General features: G+C 56.0%; 19 protein-coding genes and 1 pseudogene. 11 read left to right on the forward strand and 9 right to left on the reverse strand.

The window, feature by feature from the left end; translation table 11 throughout:
* Entirely contained in the window at positions 1-666 is a 666-nt protein-coding gene (locus H2O65_RS04220) for a transaldolase family protein (RefSeq protein WP_182142405.1), read from the reverse strand.
* Between the two features lie 259 nt (positions 667-925).
* Here H2O65_RS04220 and H2O65_RS04225 point away from each other — a divergent pair, with 259 nt between their 5' ends.
* The 8 genes from H2O65_RS04225 (at position 926) to H2O65_RS04260 (ending at position 9,300) form a co-directional block, all read left to right on the forward strand.
* The gene (locus H2O65_RS04225; RefSeq protein ID WP_182142406.1) at positions 926-1,768 is read left to right on the forward strand and encodes a sugar-binding transcriptional regulator; all 843 of its coding nucleotides are present in this window, start codon (positions 926-928) and stop codon (positions 1,766-1,768) included.
* 260 nt (positions 1,769-2,028) lie between these two features.
* Entirely contained in the window at positions 2,029-3,051 is a 1,023-nt protein-coding gene (locus tag H2O65_RS04230; protein ID WP_182142407.1) for an ABC transporter permease, read from the forward strand.
* A gap of 126 nt (positions 3,052-3,177) precedes the next feature.
* The gene (locus tag H2O65_RS04235; RefSeq protein ID WP_182142408.1) at positions 3,178-4,203 is read left to right on the forward strand and encodes a substrate-binding domain-containing protein; all 1,026 of its coding nucleotides are present in this window, start codon (positions 3,178-3,180) and stop codon (positions 4,201-4,203) included.
* Between the two features lies 1 nt (position 4,204).
* A complete protein-coding gene (locus H2O65_RS04240; RefSeq protein WP_182142409.1) occupies positions 4,205-5,728 on the forward strand; it encodes a sugar ABC transporter ATP-binding protein in 1,524 nt (507 codons plus the stop codon).
* Between the two features lie 74 nt (positions 5,729-5,802).
* On the forward strand, positions 5,803-6,477 hold the full coding sequence (locus H2O65_RS04245) for an SIS domain-containing protein (RefSeq protein ID WP_182142410.1): 675 nt from the start codon (positions 5,803-5,805) through the stop codon (positions 6,475-6,477).
* Positions 6,478-6,506: 29 nt separating this feature from the next.
* Positions 6,507-7,145 (forward strand): SIS domain-containing protein, encoded by a 639-nt coding sequence (locus H2O65_RS04250; protein WP_182142411.1) that lies wholly within the window; start codon positions 6,507-6,509, stop codon positions 7,143-7,145.
* Positions 7,136-8,617, forward strand: a complete 1,482-nt coding sequence (gene xylB, locus H2O65_RS04255) for a xylulokinase (RefSeq protein ID WP_182142412.1) — start codon at positions 7,136-7,138, stop codon at positions 8,615-8,617. Before H2O65_RS04250 ends, xylB begins: the two co-directional genes overlap by 10 nt.
* A 5-nt stretch (positions 8,618-8,622) precedes the next feature.
* Entirely contained in the window at positions 8,623-9,300 is a 678-nt protein-coding gene (locus H2O65_RS04260) for a ribulose-phosphate 3-epimerase (RefSeq protein ID WP_182142413.1), read from the forward strand.
* A 341-nt stretch (positions 9,301-9,641) separates the two neighbouring features.
* Here the strand turns inward: H2O65_RS04260 and H2O65_RS04265 are convergent.
* Positions 9,642-10,097, reverse strand: a pseudogene (locus H2O65_RS04265) (transposase); the annotation flags it as partial.
* Between the two features lie 457 nt (positions 10,098-10,554).
* Positions 10,555-10,836, reverse strand: coding sequence for a hypothetical protein (locus H2O65_RS04270; RefSeq protein WP_182142415.1), 282 nt, complete (start codon positions 10,834-10,836; stop codon positions 10,555-10,557).
* On the opposite strand from H2O65_RS04270, the gene H2O65_RS10655 reads away from it, so the two are divergent.
* On the forward strand, positions 10,744-10,965 hold the full coding sequence (locus H2O65_RS10655) for a hypothetical protein (protein ID WP_398397253.1): 222 nt from the start codon (positions 10,744-10,746) through the stop codon (positions 10,963-10,965). The genes H2O65_RS04270 and H2O65_RS10655 overlap by 93 nt on opposite strands.
* A gap of 103 nt (positions 10,966-11,068) precedes the next feature.
* Positions 11,069-11,884, forward strand: coding sequence for a hypothetical protein (locus tag H2O65_RS04275; RefSeq protein WP_182142416.1), 816 nt, complete (start codon positions 11,069-11,071; stop codon positions 11,882-11,884).
* 297 nt (positions 11,885-12,181) lie between these two features.
* Here H2O65_RS04275 and H2O65_RS04280 read toward each other — a convergent pair whose 3' ends face one another.
* Together H2O65_RS04280 and H2O65_RS04285 are read right to left on the reverse strand one after the other, a co-directional pair.
* The gene (locus H2O65_RS04280; RefSeq protein WP_220458793.1) at positions 12,182-12,649 is read right to left on the reverse strand and encodes a hypothetical protein; all 468 of its coding nucleotides are present in this window, start codon (positions 12,647-12,649) and stop codon (positions 12,182-12,184) included.
* A 4-nt stretch (positions 12,650-12,653) separates the two neighbouring features.
* Positions 12,654-13,724: a CBS domain-containing protein gene (locus H2O65_RS04285; RefSeq protein ID WP_182142417.1), complete on the reverse strand. Its 1,071-nt coding sequence runs from the start codon at positions 13,722-13,724 to the stop codon at positions 12,654-12,656.
* A 279-nt stretch (positions 13,725-14,003) separates the two neighbouring features.
* Between H2O65_RS04285 and H2O65_RS04290 the strand changes: the two genes are divergently transcribed.
* A complete protein-coding gene (locus tag H2O65_RS04290; RefSeq protein ID WP_182142418.1) occupies positions 14,004-15,059 on the forward strand; it encodes a hypothetical protein in 1,056 nt (351 codons plus the stop codon).
* A gap of 281 nt (positions 15,060-15,340) precedes the next feature.
* Here the strand turns inward: H2O65_RS04290 and H2O65_RS04295 are convergent, their stop codons facing one another.
* From H2O65_RS04295 to H2O65_RS04310, 4 genes are all read right to left on the reverse strand, one after another.
* Entirely contained in the window at positions 15,341-15,943 is a 603-nt protein-coding gene (locus H2O65_RS04295; RefSeq protein WP_182142419.1) for a hypothetical protein, read from the reverse strand.
* A gap of 243 nt (positions 15,944-16,186) precedes the next feature.
* Entirely contained in the window at positions 16,187-17,131 is a 945-nt protein-coding gene (locus H2O65_RS04300) for a hypothetical protein (protein WP_182142420.1), read from the reverse strand.
* Between the two features lies 1 nt (position 17,132).
* Positions 17,133-17,375 (reverse strand): hypothetical protein, encoded by a 243-nt coding sequence (locus H2O65_RS04305; RefSeq protein WP_182142421.1) that lies wholly within the window; start codon positions 17,373-17,375, stop codon positions 17,133-17,135.
* Positions 17,376-17,631: 256 nt separating this feature from the next.
* Entirely contained in the window at positions 17,632-18,438 is an 807-nt protein-coding gene (locus H2O65_RS04310; protein WP_182142422.1) for a TIGR04255 family protein, read from the reverse strand.
* Positions 18,439-18,521: the final 83 nt, after the last annotated feature.

The following is an 18,521-nucleotide window of genomic DNA, read 5'->3' on the forward strand; positions in this document are numbered from 1 at the left end:
CTATAGAACGGTTCGCATATCAGACTCAAACTCACCTACTGCGTGATCAGTTAGATCATCACTGAGAAGATCGGTCAGGACTTCGGGCGCAAGAGTGAACGTGCGGACACCGACTTTAGCGAGAAGCAGGACATCGGCCGCAGATTTGACGGAGGCCGCCATCACGCGGGTCGCATCACCTGTCTGGGGCACAATCTGGACCATTGTTGCGAACTCGGCTAAAGCGTCGCGTCCATGAATGTTCATGCGATTGAAGTACGGTGCGAAGTACCGGACCCCGAGTGCAGATGCGACCAGCATCTGCTTGGCGGCATAGCCTGCAGTGAGCAGGATTGGGACGCCTTGGGCCTGTAGACGAGCGGCCACTCTTGCGCCCGATTCTGTGCAAGGGACCTTTATTGTCGCCCAAGGAACGACTTCGAGTAAGCGTTCAGCGTTCTCGTACCATTCCTCGGAGCTCCCACCCCAAGTCTGGAAGCATACTTCCCTAGCTCCCGCACCTTGGGCCCACTCGGCGATCTTGTGGATATCGCTCAGGTGTGCGTTCGCGCGTCGCAGGATCGTAGGATTGGTTGTCAAGCCTGTAGCAACCCCTGCAACAAGCCAACGTTCGGCAACCGTCCTGTCTGCCGAGTCGACAAAGATTTTGATTGCATCCGATTGCATGTCTGCTTCTCCCTATTGGCGCTAGATTTGTGTCATATCCAAATTGTGGTGCTGCGAACGCTCATTTGAGAGGATAGCTCACAAATGGGGTTGCTCAGCAAAGTGCGAATAGTTAACGGGAGTGTCTTTGGCTACTTCAGTACCGAGGAGAGACGCGAGCAAGCAAATCGCGGAGGTAGCAAGGCGATTCTATCTAGGTGATGAGAGTAAGGTCTCTATCGCCGAGTCATTGGGTGTTTCACGCTTCAAGGTTGCTCGGATGCTCGAAGAAGCACGCAGTCTTGGTATTGTGAAAATCGAGGTAGCGGAGAGTCCAGGACTGGTTGAGGAGAGGGCTCAGGCTCTTGCGAACCATCTGCATCTGGAGCATGTCGTGCTGGTACCAGGTAGCAAAGACATATATCTGGAGCGCAATGATCTTGGTCGAGCTGGCGCACAATTCCTCTCGGGCGTGTTACGTCCCGACGACAAGGTTGGTGTCTCATGGGGGCGCACATTACTCCCAGTAGGGGAGAACCTGCGGGATTTGGCATCGACCACATTCATCCAGATTGCCGGTGTCGTAGGCAATGATCCGGCTGCCTCACCGATTGAGATCATCTCTCGAATTCCCCGTGCATCCGGTTTGAAAGCCATGGCGCTGATTGCGCCGCTGTTCGCAGCAAGTGCCGAGATGGCTGAAGCGTTCCGTAAGGAACCAGCTGTGGCCGATGTCTTAGCCACGTACTCAACACTGGATGCCGCAATCCTCTCCATTGGCTCCTGGAATCCACGCGTCACCCAGCTGGCGGATCTCTTCGACGAGCAGACCTGCAGGGAGATCGATGAGGCGGGAGCCGTCGCTGATATGGCCGGCATGTTTCTGTCGGCAAGCGGACGCTATCTGGATCTTCGGATAAACGATCGCCGAATCTCCATCTCAGTTGATGAGCTGGCTGGCGTTCGAACTGTTGTTGCGTTAGCAGGGGGTAAGGAAAAAGTCGGTGCGATCCACGCGGTAGCCAGCTCAGGTCTAATAACCTCGTTGGTGACAACGACGCAGGTCTGTGAGCATTTGTTGCGGATGCCGTCCGTTAAGGGGACCGTCTTTCCGCGGAAGTAGAACCGCGCTTTGGTGCAGTGCTCAGAACCATCGATGCCACATTCGAGCGACTCTCTATAACGGTTTGGTTGCATCGTATGAGCGAGACGTGCTCATTTGAAGGGTTCGGCTGCCCGGTTTTGGCGCTATTTGGCGGAATACTGCCCCGAATGCGCTGTGTCGATGGCTGCGCAGAAGGCTCTTGAGCGTTGGGCAGGCTACTGCTAGCATTCAAGCAACTCAAACGAGCGACAGGCGCTCATTTGGGCAAAGGAGCCGAAATGAAACGTAAACGGGCAGTTCCTCAGGAGCTCGGCGTGTTTAGTGTCGTGGTCATCGTGGCCATTATCATGAGCCTGCTTTCCCCCGAGTTTCGAACTGCAGGAAACTTGAGCGTTCTCCTGTTGAACGGGGCAGTCGTCATGTTCTTGGCACTAGGTCAGACCTGTGTCCTGTTGACTGGTGGAATCGACCTATCAGTGGGATCCAACATTGCGTTAACTGGTGTTGTAGCGGCAATGGCGATGCGAGCCGGAGTGCCGTGGTGGTTGGCTGCATTGATCGCAATACTGACCGGCATCGCAGTGGGACTCTTCAACGGAGCGATGGTTGTGTATGGACGAATGCCCCCGTTCATCGTTACGTTCGCGACATTTGGAATCGCAGCATCGATACCCAAGATCCTCACAAATGCACAGTCCGTGACCGTGACCGATCCGATGTTTGCATTCTTCGGACGAGGGTCGATCTTTGGCGTACCTGTACCGGTGATCATGGTGCTAATCGCGGCTGGAGTTTTGGCGTTCATGCTCCAGAAGACCTCGACTGGCGTACATATCTACGCGGTAGGCGGCAATAAGGATACGGCTCGGCTCGCAGGTATCAACATCGCGAAAACAACGATTCTCGTCTATGTGATTTCTGGTATCACGGCCGCGTTCGGCGGGATCATCGTTACTTCGCGGCTGATGGTGGGGTACCCAACGGCAGGTTCTGGTAACGAGCAGTTCTACTCAATCGCGTCATCCGTCGTTGGGGGAGTTTCGCTGTTCGGAGGTGTTGGCACTATCCTCGGCGCGCTTATTGGGTCGCTGTTGATTGCCGAAGTCTCGAACGGGATGAACGTGATCGGCGTTCAGTCTTACTGGCAGCCATTGGTCATCGGCGTAATCATCCTCTTGGGTGTTCTATGGGATACGAACAGGCGCAACATTTCGATTAGACAGCTTTTGCGCAGGACTCCGAGGGATGAAGGCAGAGCTAGCCCCGAAGGGCTAGAGGGCGCGCAAGCTACGACCCGCTAGCGGACGAGGGCCCACTAGCGGACGAGGGCATCACGAAGTGGTCTCCTCCCTATTCGGAGACCTAACAGTGATGCTGGACAGCATGACCGTACATCAAGAATAGAAAACAAAGATCAAGGAGCAATCATGAGAAAGTCACGGATAGCCGCCGGCTTGGGAGTGGTAGTCGCTACGACTGCGTTAGCTGCATGTGGGGGGGTGAACACAGGGGTTTCTTCGACTGATACAGGAGCCGGGCAATCAGCGGAAGGTTCTGCCTCTGAATTAACGGCGGTTCCCGAATCATGCCTAGAAGACGGCGCGCTTATCGGCGTCCTGTTGCCCAACCAAACAAACCCGTATTACGTCGCAATGAAGACGGGCTTCGAGGAAGGAGCGACGGAGCATGGGTTCAAGGCAGAGGTCGCGATTGCAGATGACGATGATGCGCAACAGTTGGCCCAGGCAGAAGCAATGCTTCAGAAGAATCTCTGTGCATTGGCTCTGAACCCAGTGAAGTCTGAGCCGGCCGCTGCAATCGTGAAGGCAGCAAATGATAAGAACGTTCCAGTGTTTACTGTGAATGTGATCGTTGACGAAGCTGCACTCGACGCTCAGGGTGCACACATCGTGCAGTATCTCGGCGCCGACAACCGAGCTGGCGGTGCGCAAATCGGTGAACAAGTACTGGCGGACATGGGTGAGGATGCCGATTTGAGCATTGGACTCATTACTGAACCGGATGAGCGTCCTGTCGTTATCCGAGATGAGGGTTTTGCCGATGCAATCTCCGTTAATCCCAATGCCGAAGTTGTGGCGTCTGTGAATGGGAAAGTGAAAGCGGAGGTCTCCTTGAATGTTGGGACTGAGATGCTGCAAGGAAATCCGACCATGAACGTGATATTTGCTTCGACAGGCCCGGCAACACAGGGAGGACTTGAAGCAGTTAAGGCGTCAGGACGAGATACAAAGATCTACGGTTTCTGTGCTCCCGATCTGCCATTGACGGACATGTACCCGGCTTGTGTTGCTCAGGAACCAGAGGATTACGGGCGTCGAGTGACTGAGCAGGTGCGTAAGTTTGTGGACGGCGAGACCGTTGAAGCCGAAATCTTACGTCCTCTCAAGATGTACGTGACCGGTGAGACACCAGCTCCGGGAGAGGTTGGCTAGCATGGCTGCTCTTGGGAGTGTGCTGGACCAGCCTGCATTACTTGAGGTTGACGACATTACGAAGTCCTACGGGCCCGTGTCTGTGCTGAAGGGCGTGTCGTTCTCGGTTGCACCAGGAGAGGTCATTGGATTCGTTGGCCACAACGGCGCAGGGAAGTCGACATTGCTCAAAGTTGTTTCAGGAGCGCACCACGCATCTGGCGGGAGGCTCCGCCTCAACGGAAAAGAAGTCTCTTTCAGCTCACCCCAAGAGGCCATCGCCGCAGGAATCTCTACCGTCTATCAAGAGCTCTCACTCTTGCCAAACCTAACCGTCACGCAGAACGTGTGGCTTGGTCAGGAGCTGTCGGGCCCCACTGGCCTCAAGCTCAACGAAATGCGAGAGGGCGCGAAGGCGCTCGTAGATAAGTTTGGGTTAGACGTAGACGTCGACCGCAAGGTCGGCGCATATCCTGTTGCTACTAGGCAGCGCCTCGAGATCGCAATCGCTGCTTCGCGAGATACAAAGTGTCTCCTGCTAGACGAGCCGACGACCTCGTTGGAGGGTGAGCAAGTGGTTGAGCTCATGACCTACTTGCGAGGGCTTGCAGACCAAGAAGGTATTGGGATCGTCTTGGTGAATCACAAGCTCGATGAGCTTTACTCGGTAGCTGACCGCGTTGTCGCACTAATGGATGGACGAATTGTCTTAGACGAGGATGTTGCAACCGTAAACCGAGATGACGTTATTACCGCGATTGCAGGGGAGGGGGCTCTGGATGTCGACGTAAGGGACGACGTAGTGGACCTAGGCCCCCGGGTCCCGTGGTTCTTCGCGCGAGACTTGAAGAATAAGCATCTCAAAGGTGCAACCTTCGATGCTGCTAGAGGTCGTGTGCTCGGTATCTATGGGCTTAGTGGGTCTGGAAGAAGCGAGGCGCTCCGCGCAATCGCAGGGGTGGATCGCCTGACTACTGGGTCAGTGTCGGTGGGTGACCTGACTTTCACGCCAAAAAACCCGGAGGCCTCAATACGTAACGGCATCGCATTCCTCACCGAGGAGCGAAAGCAAGACGGAATCGTCGCTCAAATGGACTCGGTAATGAATGCCGCACTCCCTATCCTTCCTCGTTTCTCAAAGGCGACCGTTATCGACAAAGCTGGACTCCAGAAGTATGTGACCCGACTGTTAGAGTTCCTCAAACTCCGGGGAGATCCTCAGGCGCCGATTACATCATTGTCTGGAGGCAACCAGCAAAAGGTGCTGCTCGCCCGCGTGCTCGGGCAAGAACCTCGCGTTCTTCTTCTCGATGAACCAACCAAGGGCGTGGATATTGGAGTGAAGGCTGAAATTCACCAAGTTCTACGGAAGCTGGCGCATGAGGAAGACCTCGTTGTCATCATGGTTTCTTCCGAGGAAGAAGAAATACTCGAGGTGTCCGACGAGGTAATCGTTTTCGCAAACGGAAAAGTCGTGGGTGGACCGTCTTCGGTGGACGACGTTACAGTCGCCTCATTGCGTCAGACTGCTTGGGGAAACAGCTAATTGTAAACAGTGGACAAGGTTGGCTGCCGGCACGAAGTGGGGGCACTAGTTCCGGCAGCCGAGGGGAGGAACTTGTGGGTAGTCGTACTTACACGGCAGCGCAATCAGCTGCAATCATCGAGGCCGGTGTTCTCGCAGCACGTACGGAGATTGATGCTCTGGGAGATCTGCCCGACCAACTCGGGGACTCTTTCGTCGAATCTATCGAGATTATTCGGTCATCCGCGGGAAAGGTCTTCGTTGCAGGCTCCGGAACATCATCTGCTGTAGCTAGGAGAACGGCACACCTACTCTCAGTGACAGGCACTCCAGCAGTCTTCTTGCATCCCATGGACGCTCTACATGGAAGCCTTGGCGCTGTGGAAAGTGACGACATTCTGTTGGCCTTCTCCAAGGGTGGTGGGTCTACGGAACTGAACCAACTGTGCCGCGCAGTGCGGGAAGTTGGAGCTCCGGTAATTGCTGTAACAGAGACGCCGGACTCCGCGTTTGCGTCCGACGCTGAGGTCGTCGTACTCCTATCAACACGACCAGCGGCTGATCCTGGCGGAATGATAGGCATGGGATCGACCCTACTGGCCGCATTGTGGGCGGATGCTCTCGCCCGCGTACTAATGCGAATCAGGGGCCGCTCGTGGGAGCAAGTTTTACGAACACATCCAGCTGGGGCCGTCGGTAGCCGTGGTATGCGCGACGAACCCGAGCAACAACCACTTGTATTGCCTGAGCGAGAGGTGGACATCCTGTGAACAACAACGCCGATTCCACGAGCATTGCAATGATCGACTCAGCACGTCGCGCGGTAAACGCAGAAGCCAAAGCCCTCAAACAGCTCGAGGACCAGATTGATGGCACCCTAGTGGATGTCGTCCGCATCATCGAATCTGCACAAGGAAAAGTACTGGTCACAGGAAGCGGAACGTCATCTCATGTAGCGCGCAGAATGGCCCACTTGCTGTCTGTAACAGGTACACCATCAATGTTCATTCACTCTATGGACGCGCTCCATGGGACAGTTGGCGCAGTTCAAGCGGGTGACGTACTTGTTGCCCTTTCCAAGACTGGGGAATCCAAGGAGGTAGTAGACCTCTGCAGGCTCGCCCGATCTCGCGGCGCGAGCATAGTCGGTATCGGTGAACGCTCGGAGTCAGCACTGGCAAACGCGTGTGACATCTTCGTTTGCCTCAGCACAGCTCAAGGTGCAGATCCAGGGGAGACGATCGCGATGGGATCGACCCTGGTGGCGGCGGCATGGGGTGATGCCCTCACACGCACGCTAATGGATCTACACGATTGGAATCTCCAAGAGAGTCTTGAGATACACCCTGCCGGTGGTGTTGGAGAACTAGTCCGCAACGTCCACGGGGGAATCCCGGCAGCACAATCTAAAGAGGAGAGAGAGCGATCATGTCCCTGATTCTCGGTATCGACTTGTCGACACAGTCCTGCACAACAGAGGTGCGGGATGCTGAAACGTTCGCGGTGGTGGGGAGGTCCCGCACCCCACTGCCTGCCACGACACCTCCAGTTTCGGAACACGACCCCTTGGACTGGTGGTCTTCCGTTGTTCGGACTTGTTCAATCCTCCGTAGCGAAGGTGTTGATCTCGGCGCGGTGCGGTCCATGTCCGTGTCGGGTCAGTGTCATGCTCTTGTCGCACTCAACGCGGACGGGCAGCCCATTCGTCCTGCGAAACTATGGAATGACACGACGACGGCCCCTCAAGTGAAATGGTTGCTGTCTGAGGTTCCCACGGAAGAATGGGTGCGGCGAGTCGGATCGGTACCAACGCCGGCGTTCACGGTGGCGAAACTCGCATGGTTGCTTGAGAATGAGCCAAGGACAATCGGTGCGACGGAGCAAATTCTTCTGCCGCATGATTACATTACTTTCCGACTCACGGGCCAGTTTGTAACTGATCGTTCGGAAGCCTCGGGCACGGGATACTTCGATTCCGTAGACAACAGGTACGACACGGAGCTTCTCCATAGGCTCTTTGGGAATGTGCTTGACTGGGACCGTGTGCTCCCTCGCGTTGGGGAGCCGGACTCAATTGCTGGTCGAGTCACAGAAGATGCCGCGATGCAGCTTGGCGTTCCAGCGGGCACTCTGGTTGCAGTTGGCGGGGGTGACCAACACGTCGCTCCACTAGGTTTGGGTACAGCACCCGGCGACGTGGTGTTTAGTCTGGGCACTTCTGGAACTGTCTCCACACTTAGTGAGGCTCCGGTGATCGACGTTGCTGGCGACATTGACTGCGTGGCAAATGCTGTAGGCGGCTGGCTGCCTCTGGCATGCACTCTGAACTCCACAAAGGTGACTGATTGGGCTGCCAATCTCCTCGGAGTCGATGTTCAGGAGCTTGACCGCTTAGCTTTGGCTGCGCCGCAATCCGATGGACTTGCAGTGTTTGTACCATATCTGGACGGGGAGAGGACTCCCTCCGTGCCGGACGCGACGGGTGTGTTGGCGGGCATCACGTCCGGAATGGGCCGCGAAGAATTTGCAGCGTCGGCGTTCTACGGCGTTCTGGCCGGGCTGCTGTACGGATTCGATGCGCTAGACCGCATAGGAGTGCTGACAGACGGTCGCATTATCGCCGTAGGCGGAGGAGCGCGATCTGAAGCCTACACGCAGTTCCTTGCCAACCTCCTTGCGCGTGATGTTTGGACTATCGGAGAACCCGAAGCTACGGTTCGTGGTGCATGTGTGCAAGCGCTCGCAGCTCTGCGCAATCAGTCACCCATGGAGCTTGCAATAGCACTGCGGCCCCAAGCGGTATTGGCGGCATCACCTGAATCAACCGATGCTCTCTGGCCCAAGCTCCGCCCGCGCTACGCAGAGGTCTCAACCTTCGCTGCGAATATGCAGCGGCCAAGGAGCGAGTGAGTACTGTGGCGGAACACGAGCCAGCTTGTCAGGTCGGGCCGTCCTTGCTGGCAGCGGACCCGCTCGCACTAGCAACTGAGATGGCTTCGGTTGAATCTGCCGACTTTCTCCATGTCGATATATTCGATGACGGCTTCGTTCAAGGGGCAACGTGGGGGGAACATACTCTGCTAGCAATCGCAGATCGCAGTGCCATTCCTGTCGAAGTCCACTTGATGGTCTCAGATCCACTTCGCTGGGGGACGGTAGCTGCGAGCGCTAAGTGTGAACGTGTGATCATCCATGTTGAGGCTGCTGAGAATGCACAGAACCTAATCGACATAATCGAAAGGATCTCGGAGTTGGGCATCAGTGTGGGCGTGGCGATTTCACCGCAGACGGACCCTGCAGTCTTGGGGGTCATTGGCCCTCTCGTTGAGCAGGTGTTGGTCATGACTGTTGAACCTGGCGATGGTGGAAAACCAATGCTGAACTCAGCACCAGACCGTGTGAAGGCGACAAGACAGATCCTCGATTCCGCGCATGCTGACGCGTGGATCGGCGTAGACGGTGGCGTGAACCTACAGACAATACCCATGCTCAGCCGAGCCGGAGCAAGACGGTTCGTCGTTGGTAGTGGACTGTTCCATGCGAAAGACCGCTCCGAGCGAATTCTTCAACTGAGGAGAGCAACCGAGGTCTAGCGTGCAATGCATTGAGATTAATGGGTGACCACAGGCTGTGCACAGAGTGCGGAAGCGGTCTTAGCCGTGACGGCGCCGATCCTGAATTCCTTTAGGTCTTGCCAAAGCGGTCTGAGTGCTTAGGTGCAGACAGATCTGTATTGTGCTACGTGGAGCTGAGACGGGCTATTGAGATTTTGAAGGCTGCGCCAGCTCCGTGATAACCAGCTGATTCCGGTACTCGAGGATCGTCACTTCAAGGCCGAGGGCCCGAACCGGCTATGGGTAGCGGGTGTTTTATTCCGACGTCGGCATAACATGTCGCCAACGAACTTGACTCCCGGACACTGCGCGGTGAAGTCCCGTTTCACTAGGTCCGCTCGGCGGGCTGCTGTTGCCGACTGCGGGCGCGACAAACAGTTATAGAACCCCGACGTTGACACCGCCAACCACAAGCACATCTTTACTACCGGGTTCGTGTTTGACGCATCGTTTCTTTGGGAGTCGTTGTATTCATATTTGCTCACTACCGCTGCTCCCTGGCGATAGTCGAGCGCTGGCTTTCTTAGGAATGCCGTATCAGCCCGCAACTCCTGATTCTCACGCTCGAGCTCCTTCAAACGAGCCCGCTCCGACAAGGTGAGCTCTTCGTTGCTACCGCCGTGTTCCTCTCGGTATTTGATTAGCCATCTGCGTAAAGTCTCGGCGCCAACCCCATAGGCCTCTGCGACATCCCTAATCGGCCTCGAGGTAGAAATCACCTCCTGACGGGGCTCGTCCTTGAACTCCTGGCTGAATCGCCTTCGTGATGCAGGCATCCTACGGATCCCTCTTTCAGTAAGGCCCCCAGTCTAAGAGGGCCCACTATCCGAAAACCCCTGGGACGCCCACTTCACTTCTGCTGGCGGTGGAGTTTGCCGTGGTGAAGACGGCAAAGGGCGCCGTTGTATGTGGGGGAGGAAGTGGGTGCCCTCCTCCTTGTCGGGGAAGTCGTAGATCGAGTGGGGAGCGTCAAGGGCCCAGGTGGCCGAGGGACACGACGTTTACGCCGTCGCTGCGTGGGTAACTCACGTTTCCAGCGGTAAGGACGTTGAGTGTGCCAAGTCTTGCCTGGGTCTGGTCGTCAACTCTCGTTGAGAGGGCCCGAAAGCTGGTCGCGGCTCGAGGACGCTCGGGCAGCGGGTTTCACCAAGGATGCGGAGCACTCCTCGACCCGGCCACCTTTTCGACCGAGCGTGAGCATGCCAACGCGGGAAGAGGAGTCAAAGTGGCGATCTACTCTGCAGGGTGGAGCATTGTTGATACCCTCATGCTCACGCACCAGGAGGGCAGCGATGTTGCGTCTTCCTCATCAGTCTTGGCATCTCCTGGATGCGCGGAGAGGAGTTTCGCGTGGGTGACTTGACCGAAGTCAGAGGCAAATGGTGGAATCCGTTGTCGAAGGAGCGGGTAGCTCCGGGAACGCTGACCCTTACCGATGATGAACCAGTGCTGACATACGACTATCGCTCGCATGGTTCCGAGGGTGATCGGATTGTTCTCGATGACACTGTCCACGGACTGCTCGACGACGGGCGTGCAGTAACGCTTTGGGACTGGCGCTTGACGATGACGCGCCGCACAGTATTGAGGTCTCGTTGCACGACCGCCCATTGCTTGAGTATCGGAAATACCATCAGAGGATGAGCCCCACGAGTGTTTTTCACGTTTCTTAGGGGACGAAGCGGCTGTCGTTTTCACGTCCGATCGGCCCGCTTCATACGAGATCTATGATCAGCTTCTGTACAACATGCAACTACTGACAGCCTTCACCTACCAAGCTGCCTTACCGCGGACATCATGGGAAGTTAGGCTCCCCGGTAGTAAAGACTGGCTTACTGTTGCTACCACCCAAAGTCTGAAGACGCCCACGAGAAGGCTCCACTTCTTTCCTGAGCGGCTGGTCGTTTCAGGCGAAGACACCGCTCCAGAGACACTGATAGCCAGATGGTTTGAAGTGATAAACGCTCTGTATCCACTTCCGCAAGTATTGGCTCTCCCGTTTCTAAGTCCGGGTGGAGTAATGGAGGCCAAGCTCCTAGTTGGCCTCTCTGCACTGGAAAAGGCCCACTCAGTACTGCCGTTTGAACCGGAAAAGTTCCCCGACGACGATCTGTCAGCTCTAAAGAAGAAACTGAAGAGAACGCTGAGAGAATGGCTGGATGAAACGTCCATTGACTTGGACCACCGCCAGAGATACAGAGCTTGGCTGAGCGAATCCCTGCATAACAGGAAGACGTTCGCTGCCAGTCTCGCAGAAACTCTCTCCTTTCTTGAGCCAGGGATACTTGCGGCTCTTGGGATTCAGCCGGATGAGTGGATCCACGAGACCAAGAAAGCGCGGAACTCCCTGGCCCACACTGCCTCTCACGTTCCAAGACCCGATAGTGCGGAAGGATCCAGGATTCGGCGGCTTGATGCTCAGAACCGCGCGCTCTTATCCCTGATAGTCAGGAAACGGATGGTCAACACAAGTCCGCCGCCTGAGAACATCAAGTTCATATTCCCAGAAGTCGCGCACTGGACTGCTGCGCCAGGGCCCAATACTTCTACGTCGTGGCTCTGAGTGGTGGGGCGCCTACACTCTGCTAGCAGAATTACCTAGCACGTACGCACAACCCGGGTGATCCGGGTCTGAGAGGGTGCCGGAACCAACGACGTACCTGTGACAGACGTCGGGGGACGGCACGGCGGTGAAATGCTGCGGAAACGTCCTCGTCCTCGTTATGGATGCCGCGCTCGAAGCGCTAGATCTGCAGAGCACACGTGCGTCTTGATTGGCGGGTATGGCATGCCTCGGGTGATCTAAGTTGGGGATCTTGTGGATGGGGCCCCTCACACGCAGACCATCACGCCGCCGAGTCTAGAAATCTCCGGGTGCCACTTGGAAACAGGTCAGTCCGTTGCGACGCCACATGTCGACGACCTTTTGTCGATCGTCCAAGACGCCCACGACCTCGTACTGGGGGAGTATGTGACGGTTGAGGATCTCCTCTTTGAGGACCTGGTCAGGCCTGTTGTCTCCGGTCGGGCGCATATGCAGCTCGTTGAAGGGGATGCCATGATCTTCCAACCAATCCAAGGTCACCTTGCGTGAGCGCTCCTGGCGGCCCGAGACAACCACGATCGCGTCAACATCCGGGTGGTAAGCGAGTGCGCGGACAACCTGGATGACCGGCTGGTTCGGCAAATCATTGCCAAGTGCAACCGTTTCGTAGGGGTCGCGCCCATCGAGGAGTGCCAATGTTCCATCGACGTCAACGATCCAACATGTTGGCTTCTGGGTTCTTGCGATCGTGTCTCCGCTGCCTCGGTTTTTTGCCGACTTCACGGGACTAGTCGGTCTCTGGGTGGACGGCTCGTAGCCACGAAAGGCAGTGTTCTACCACCGGTTCGTCCTCGTCATTTGAGAGCGTTTGTCGGAAGTGCATGAGTCTGTTCCGCACTTTCGCGACTTCGCGCAGGCTCTCTATGCAGACAGAGCGGTCGAGCTCTAGCCCCAAGGTCTTCCAGTTCTTAGCGCCGAGAATACTGATGTAGTCACTGAAAGAAAGGTCGTCAACACCCTTGTAGCTGCTGCGTGCGTGTTCGGGAAGACAGTTGATGACGTCCCGAACATCTAGCTTGTAGATCAGGGAGCGCAGACGCCCTTCGATCTCTGCCAATGACAGGAATATGCCGGTTGCGGATCGAAACGATGCCGCGAGATCACTCGCAGTTGCGATGCCTACGATGAAGCCGTGGGCATCCCGGTAGTAAATGAACTCGTCTTTGAGGATATGTGGAACGAGGTCCATTAGGTCATCAGATGACTGAGCAACATAGCCTCCCGGTACCATCCAGTTCTTGGCTTCTGTTGATTCCGTTTGACCCATACGGCCCGCGATCGACTGCCACGTGATGTTGCCCAGCAGCTCCTTCCTGTTGGGGGCAATCACCGGTATTTGGGAAAAGTTGTACTTAATCATCAAGGTGCGGGCTTTGGTAATGGTCTCATTCGGCAGAACGGAGGCGAAGTCATAGTCCTCGTCACTCAGTGCGGACACGGGGAGCCGGACTGTTTGTGCCTGGTCGGGCGTCCACTGGTCAGTTGACCGGAGTGTGATCTCACCCCAGCGGTCCGCACTTTCGAACGGAGGGGTGGCGGTGATGTTGCGTGCCTTCAGCTGCTCATCAACGCGAACTTTGATTCTGCGACCTAGCTTCTTGTGTCCGAAGAAGCTAAGGAGATCTGTAACCGCAACCTTCTCGGTTGAACCGCCCTCGGCCCTGGCCAGCAGGGCTTCGACGCGCTTGTGGAGTTCCTCATCGGACTCGAGGTTTGGTTCGTTCGAAGTGGGCGAATCCTGTGCGCTGTCGGTCGCGCTGGGGGGATCGTCCTCGTCCACGTGCTGCTCTACGATCATGCGAGGTGTTCCTTGTCTTGCCGGATCCCACGGTTGACTTCTGTGGCAACGTGAGAGTCGATGAACACCACTCTAGTTGTTGGGCGGTGTGGGCGTTGGGAGACAAGTGGGCTAGCTGTTATCCGCGGCATTCGCTACGCCAAAGGGGATGTGCACGCGCCTGTTGTAGGAGGGGTTCGGTGTTCCTGGTAGGTTTACCCAATAGCTGGTGAAGGTTGGTCTCGAGCGTGATTTTGGGGCTCACGCAGTGACGCGTTGGGAGCACGGAAGGAAAGAACAATGGCTGAACTGACCTTGTTTACCAAATACACAACGCTTGAAAATCGCGTGACCAACTACTGCGGTCTGATGCTCAAATTGATGTACGAAGAACGTCCGACCTCGTTCGCCGAGGTCATGCACGAGATCACTGGTAATGAAGACCTCCTAGTTGGCCCGCGGTTTCTTCAGCAGACGCGTCAAGGGCATTCGGTTCCTGACCTAACGATCGACCAGAACTCCTTTCGAATAGTCTTCGAAGTCAAGCTCAGCGACTGGTTTACGAGTTCCCAAATCACAGCTCACATAGAGGGTCTTGCAGCTCAGAACGATGCGGAACACAAGACGCTTATCCTTCTGACGAATGAGGTTAAGCCGGCTACGAAGACAAATCTCGCGGACGCCTATGAGCTAGCTGCTGATCGTGGTGTAGAGCTTCAGACCTTGACGTTCTTCCAGTTTCTGAACAGCCTGAAGACCGTGCGATCAAGATATTCAGACGCACTCGGGACCACTGTCGATGAACTGGAGCATTTCCTTGAGTCGGAAGGACTCTTGCCCGACTGGAAGTACCGTCTTGCCGTCGTTAACTGTGCAAGGGAGACGGCCGAAATTAGGGATTACCAGTTGTACTTCTGCCCGGACACAGGAGGCAGCTACAGCTTCCGGCGTTGCCGTTTCTTTGGGGCGTATACCGGGAACAAGACCGTAACTGACATTGCGGACATTGAGGGCATTGTGGTGGCGTCGCTGGACGACAGCGGACGGATTGAGTATTCAGTGTCATGGAATAACGAAGGCGTGCTCGGCAGCGGACTCGACGACGATCACTTGTTGAGAAGAGCAAGGGAAGCCTTCGAAGGTAATCAGCGTCGTAGAGAAGAGCTGGATGGCGTGGACATGCAGGTCTTCCTACTCGCGAACATGACGCAGACAGAGTTTGTGAGATCTGGGAAGGGAGGACTGTACGGCACCAAGACTTATTTCAAAGTCGAGAACCCAAACCTAGGTTCCGCGCCCAAGCTTGCCTCGGCGCTAGACGGGGAGTCTTGGCCCGCGGACAAGGTAATCAACTAGCGGTGCATGGTGCGACGAGTTCTTCAGATCTTCGCCAGTGGCCCCACGTTTTGTCCACGACGCGTGTAACTCAGTCTTGAGACTTCGGCAGGTTAGCTCGGGTCGGTCTTGCGCCTCTCCGGATCGCGCTGAGGTGTTGTTCGAGGCTCGTAAGCATGACCGCGTTCTGTCACTGCTTCCTGGCCCAGGCTATCTCAAGCCTCAGTGGATCGTGCATGCAGTGCAGACACAGAGCGGAACACAACAAGCCGCACCGTTGGCTGCGAGCGTCAATGAAATGGTCAACTGTCCTCGTCCTGCTGGGAGAACAGGTAAACCTGTATGGGTGAGGACCATACACGGCAAAACAGCAGCTGCTCGCCACCCACCAGAGTGATGAAGTGGGAGCTCAACGTCAGACGCAAGACTGAGATCAGATCTCGGACGAATGCTGCCTCAGCCGAAACGTTGAGCCTGTCGTCCCATGGATTCTTGGCGTGGAGTATCGCGCTCAAACGTCCCCAAATACGTGCCACGCTAGCCTCGGACAAGCCACCTTCGATATCTATCCACTCACTCTTATCGATCTCATTTACTTCGGTTACTCCGCGTGGCCAGTATTCAGGGTTGAGGCGGCGGAGACTCTTGACGGCAGCGTCCCAGTTTCTCTGGTTCCAAGAGAGCTGTGCTTGCTCTAGCGCCTTTCGGTTTCCAACCAACGACGCGAAAGAGAGTTCTTCGAGGACTAACCGCAGCTGAACCGCTGCGTATAAAACGGCGCGTTCATCGTGGATGCTGTTGAGGAGGTTCGCGGCTTCGTCAATCCGTAGCTTGACACGTTCCATCTGGGTGGCGTATCGGGCGCGGTCATCATCATCCACCAGTTGGGCTTGGGTATCGCTCACAGTCCTCCCGTCATTCGTCGTACTACCAATGAGGTATTCAGAGCGTAGCCCCCAATCTCACTTGGTGCCCGCGCAAGAGGCAAATCGCCGCACTTCGTGACGTCACTGGGGGATTGCAACTGAATCACCCATGGCCATCTGGGGTCAAGCAAGGTACACCAGTCCCGGACGACGTCAGATTGAAGAGGGACACTGGACTAGGGCGTTTTGGAATGTGGCGCTGCGCATTGGCTCGCTGCCCGGTCAGTTTGCGGAGCGTGATGATTTCACCGTAGCGGTGGGGGAGGAGAGTCCTTCTAGGTCCAAGCTCTCGGTCAGCCTGAAGTCTGAGTACGTGAACTCGTTCTCATTCACGAGTTCAAATTCCAACTGCATCGTCTCGGGCATATTGGGATGGATCAGTTCGCTGGTGACTTGCTGGGCCCAGAGGTTCCAAAGGTGCATCAGGGTGGTCGCATCCGACTTCTCAGGATCCTCTTCGTGCTGTACGAGCCTCTCAAACAAGCACACGGAGATGGAGGTCAGATCATTCTTGTCTAGAGTTCCTTCCAGCCCTGACGAGGCCCACGTCCAGTTGGGGTCAGCAAGGTCTTGGTCCTGTAGTGTCTTCGGATCCGCGATGAACCAGAGCTTCAACAGTGACTCATTTGGATCGTGTTGAAGAGGTGTCGGGAGTGCGATGCGAATGTCAGACACCTTCGATAGAACGTCGCCAAGCGGTCTACCTTTGCCCACAGCGGTCGTGGCGCGGCGTCTAAGGTTGCTAAAGATGTCCACGATCTCGTCCTTGAACGCGTACCTGGCGTACGCTCGCCCAATACGCGCACTAACGCGGCGCTTCGCGGCTTCGGCTGAGCTACCTAAGAGTTTGACGGTCCCATTGATCAGGTAGTCCTTCCGGATCGCTGTCACGTATTGCAGGTCTGCGATGTACTCATGCTCAGGAACTTCAAGATGCACTAGGAGCGGGGACCATCCCCTTCGCGCATCCGCGAGCTGGCTGCCATCGGGGTTCTGCAGTATCGGAGCAACAGTGATGTGGGTTTTGCGAGAGCCCACGTTGACGATGTCACAAGTCTGCGAGACTATGGCTATCTCAGGGCCCAGGTGCTTGAGCTCGTCACCCGTGGTTATGACATCTCCCTGGCGAAGGGATGACAGTTCGGTAATGGTCTCTCTCTCCGCCATGCTACGACTTCAGAAGGTCCGCACCAGACAGAGCGCTAGGCTGTAGGATCCGACCATCTCTGCCTTCCTCAGCCCATTGTGCGAAAATGCTTGGCCCTCTGTCCGATCTCAGGATTGCGGCGCGTCGCTGCTCCTCAGGTCCCGCAATCTGTCGTACCTGACCCAGAACGCGGGCCATCTTCTCTTCGTGATGTCGCGCCATGGTGGCACCTGCGATCCAGCCCTGAACAGCTCGGCGGCTCACTCCGAATATTCTGCCGATCTGAGTTGCCGTAAACCCTGTCAGTTCCCTCAGTTGAGCGGCGCTACTTAGTTCAGAAGGCCGTGAGGCGCCTCTGAGCAGATCAGGGGAGGGAGTGGTCTGGCGCACCACTCGATATACAGGTGTTGGGGACCCCGTCCAAATACTCAACTTGGGAGAGCCCGCGGGGGTGTTAGTGAACTTCGCGGTGGGTCTTCCAAGAGACTGAGTGTCCCAAAAGCACATTGAGGAGTGTTCCCTAGTTTGAGTCGGCATCGGCTCCTCCAAACCTCGCTACGAACGCGTCTGTAGTCGCGTGACGGAAAAATCCATACGCTAAGTCTGATAGCCACATTACGCTGTTGAGTATCCCCTCTGTCGTCAGAGGCGCCTCTCCCTCTTGAAATGCGTCAATATCCAGCACCCAGGTGTTGTCGGCTTTCGGTTGTAGAACGGGATCTAGGGTCTGACCTGACGGAAGAATGCCTGAACGCACCTGAAGGGTTGTTCCGTCAATGCGCATTTTGGCGAGACTCAAGCTTTCTTCCACGACAATGGCCTCCGGTAGAGCACCTTCTCGCGCATATCCGAGAGAGGCCGGAATGAAGAGGTCGTCGATATCCGTATCTTCCATTTGGTTCACGTACCTGAACCCGATCCTGTTCACGATGGGGACATCAACGGCCGACACTAATGCCGATAGGGCATCGTCGACACGACTAGCAAAGTGCTCGTACCCCCTGTAACTCTGGGTGGAGTAAGAGATTGATTCCTGAGTAAATGTGATTGATTCGGTTCTGTCAGGCGTGTTCCACTGATACAACAGGCTGTTCGTCTGGGTCACAGCTTCAGGTGAAATGTCCCAGTTGAAGCTGGTCTGCTCGGCAAACAGTGGGAAGCCGCTCAGCTTGCTCCCAATCCGTCGTACGACACCAGAAATGTCTCCTTGAAGCGCATCGAGCGTAGGCCAGCGGATTTGCCACAGGACCAAGACGAGTGGGGCAGCATCAAGATGTTGATGGTGGGCCGGTGGACCAAAGGGATTCTCACGACTCTGTTTGCTCATGCTTCACATCCTACTTCACACCTCTCATGCTGAGAACAGGGATTTCGTTGTCGATGATAGGTCAGCCGGACAGGGGCGATAAT

Origin of the sequence: Schaalia sp. JY-X169 (assembly GCF_014069575.1) — a bacterium.
Lineage (GTDB): Bacteria > Actinomycetota > Actinomycetes > Actinomycetales > Actinomycetaceae > Scrofimicrobium.

What these genes read in the sequence shown, in the direction of transcription:
- H2O65_RS04220 (WP_182142405.1), bottom strand. Translation starts at nt 666, where the DNA reads ATGCAATCGGATGCAATCAAAATCTTTGTCGACTCGGCAGACAGGACG.
- H2O65_RS04225 (WP_182142406.1), top strand. Translation starts at nt 926, where the DNA reads ATGCTCGAAGAAGCACGCAGTCTTGGTATTGTGAAAATCGAGGTAGCG.
- H2O65_RS04230 (WP_182142407.1), top strand. Translation starts at nt 2,029, where the DNA reads ATGAAACGTAAACGGGCAGTTCCTCAGGAGCTCGGCGTGTTTAGTGTC.
- H2O65_RS04235 (WP_182142408.1), top strand. Translation starts at nt 3,178, where the DNA reads ATGAGAAAGTCACGGATAGCCGCCGGCTTGGGAGTGGTAGTCGCTACG.
- H2O65_RS04240 (WP_182142409.1), top strand. Translation starts at nt 4,205, where the DNA reads ATGGCTGCTCTTGGGAGTGTGCTGGACCAGCCTGCATTACTTGAGGTT.
- H2O65_RS04250 (WP_182142411.1), top strand. Translation starts at nt 6,507, where the DNA reads ATGATCGACTCAGCACGTCGCGCGGTAAACGCAGAAGCCAAAGCCCTC.
- xylB (WP_182142412.1), top strand. Translation starts at nt 7,136, where the DNA reads ATGTCCCTGATTCTCGGTATCGACTTGTCGACACAGTCCTGCACAACA.
- H2O65_RS04275 (WP_182142416.1), top strand. Translation starts at nt 11,069, where the DNA reads ATGCAACTACTGACAGCCTTCACCTACCAAGCTGCCTTACCGCGGACA.
- H2O65_RS04285 (WP_182142417.1), bottom strand. Translation starts at nt 13,724, where the DNA reads ATGATCGTAGAGCAGCACGTGGACGAGGACGATCCCCCCAGCGCGACC.
- H2O65_RS04290 (WP_182142418.1), top strand. Translation starts at nt 14,004, where the DNA reads ATGGCTGAACTGACCTTGTTTACCAAATACACAACGCTTGAAAATCGC.
- H2O65_RS04300 (WP_182142420.1), bottom strand. Translation starts at nt 17,131, where the DNA reads ATGGCGGAGAGAGAGACCATTACCGAACTGTCATCCCTTCGCCAGGGA.
- H2O65_RS04310 (WP_182142422.1), bottom strand. Translation starts at nt 18,438, where the DNA reads ATGAGCAAACAGAGTCGTGAGAATCCCTTTGGTCCACCGGCCCACCAT.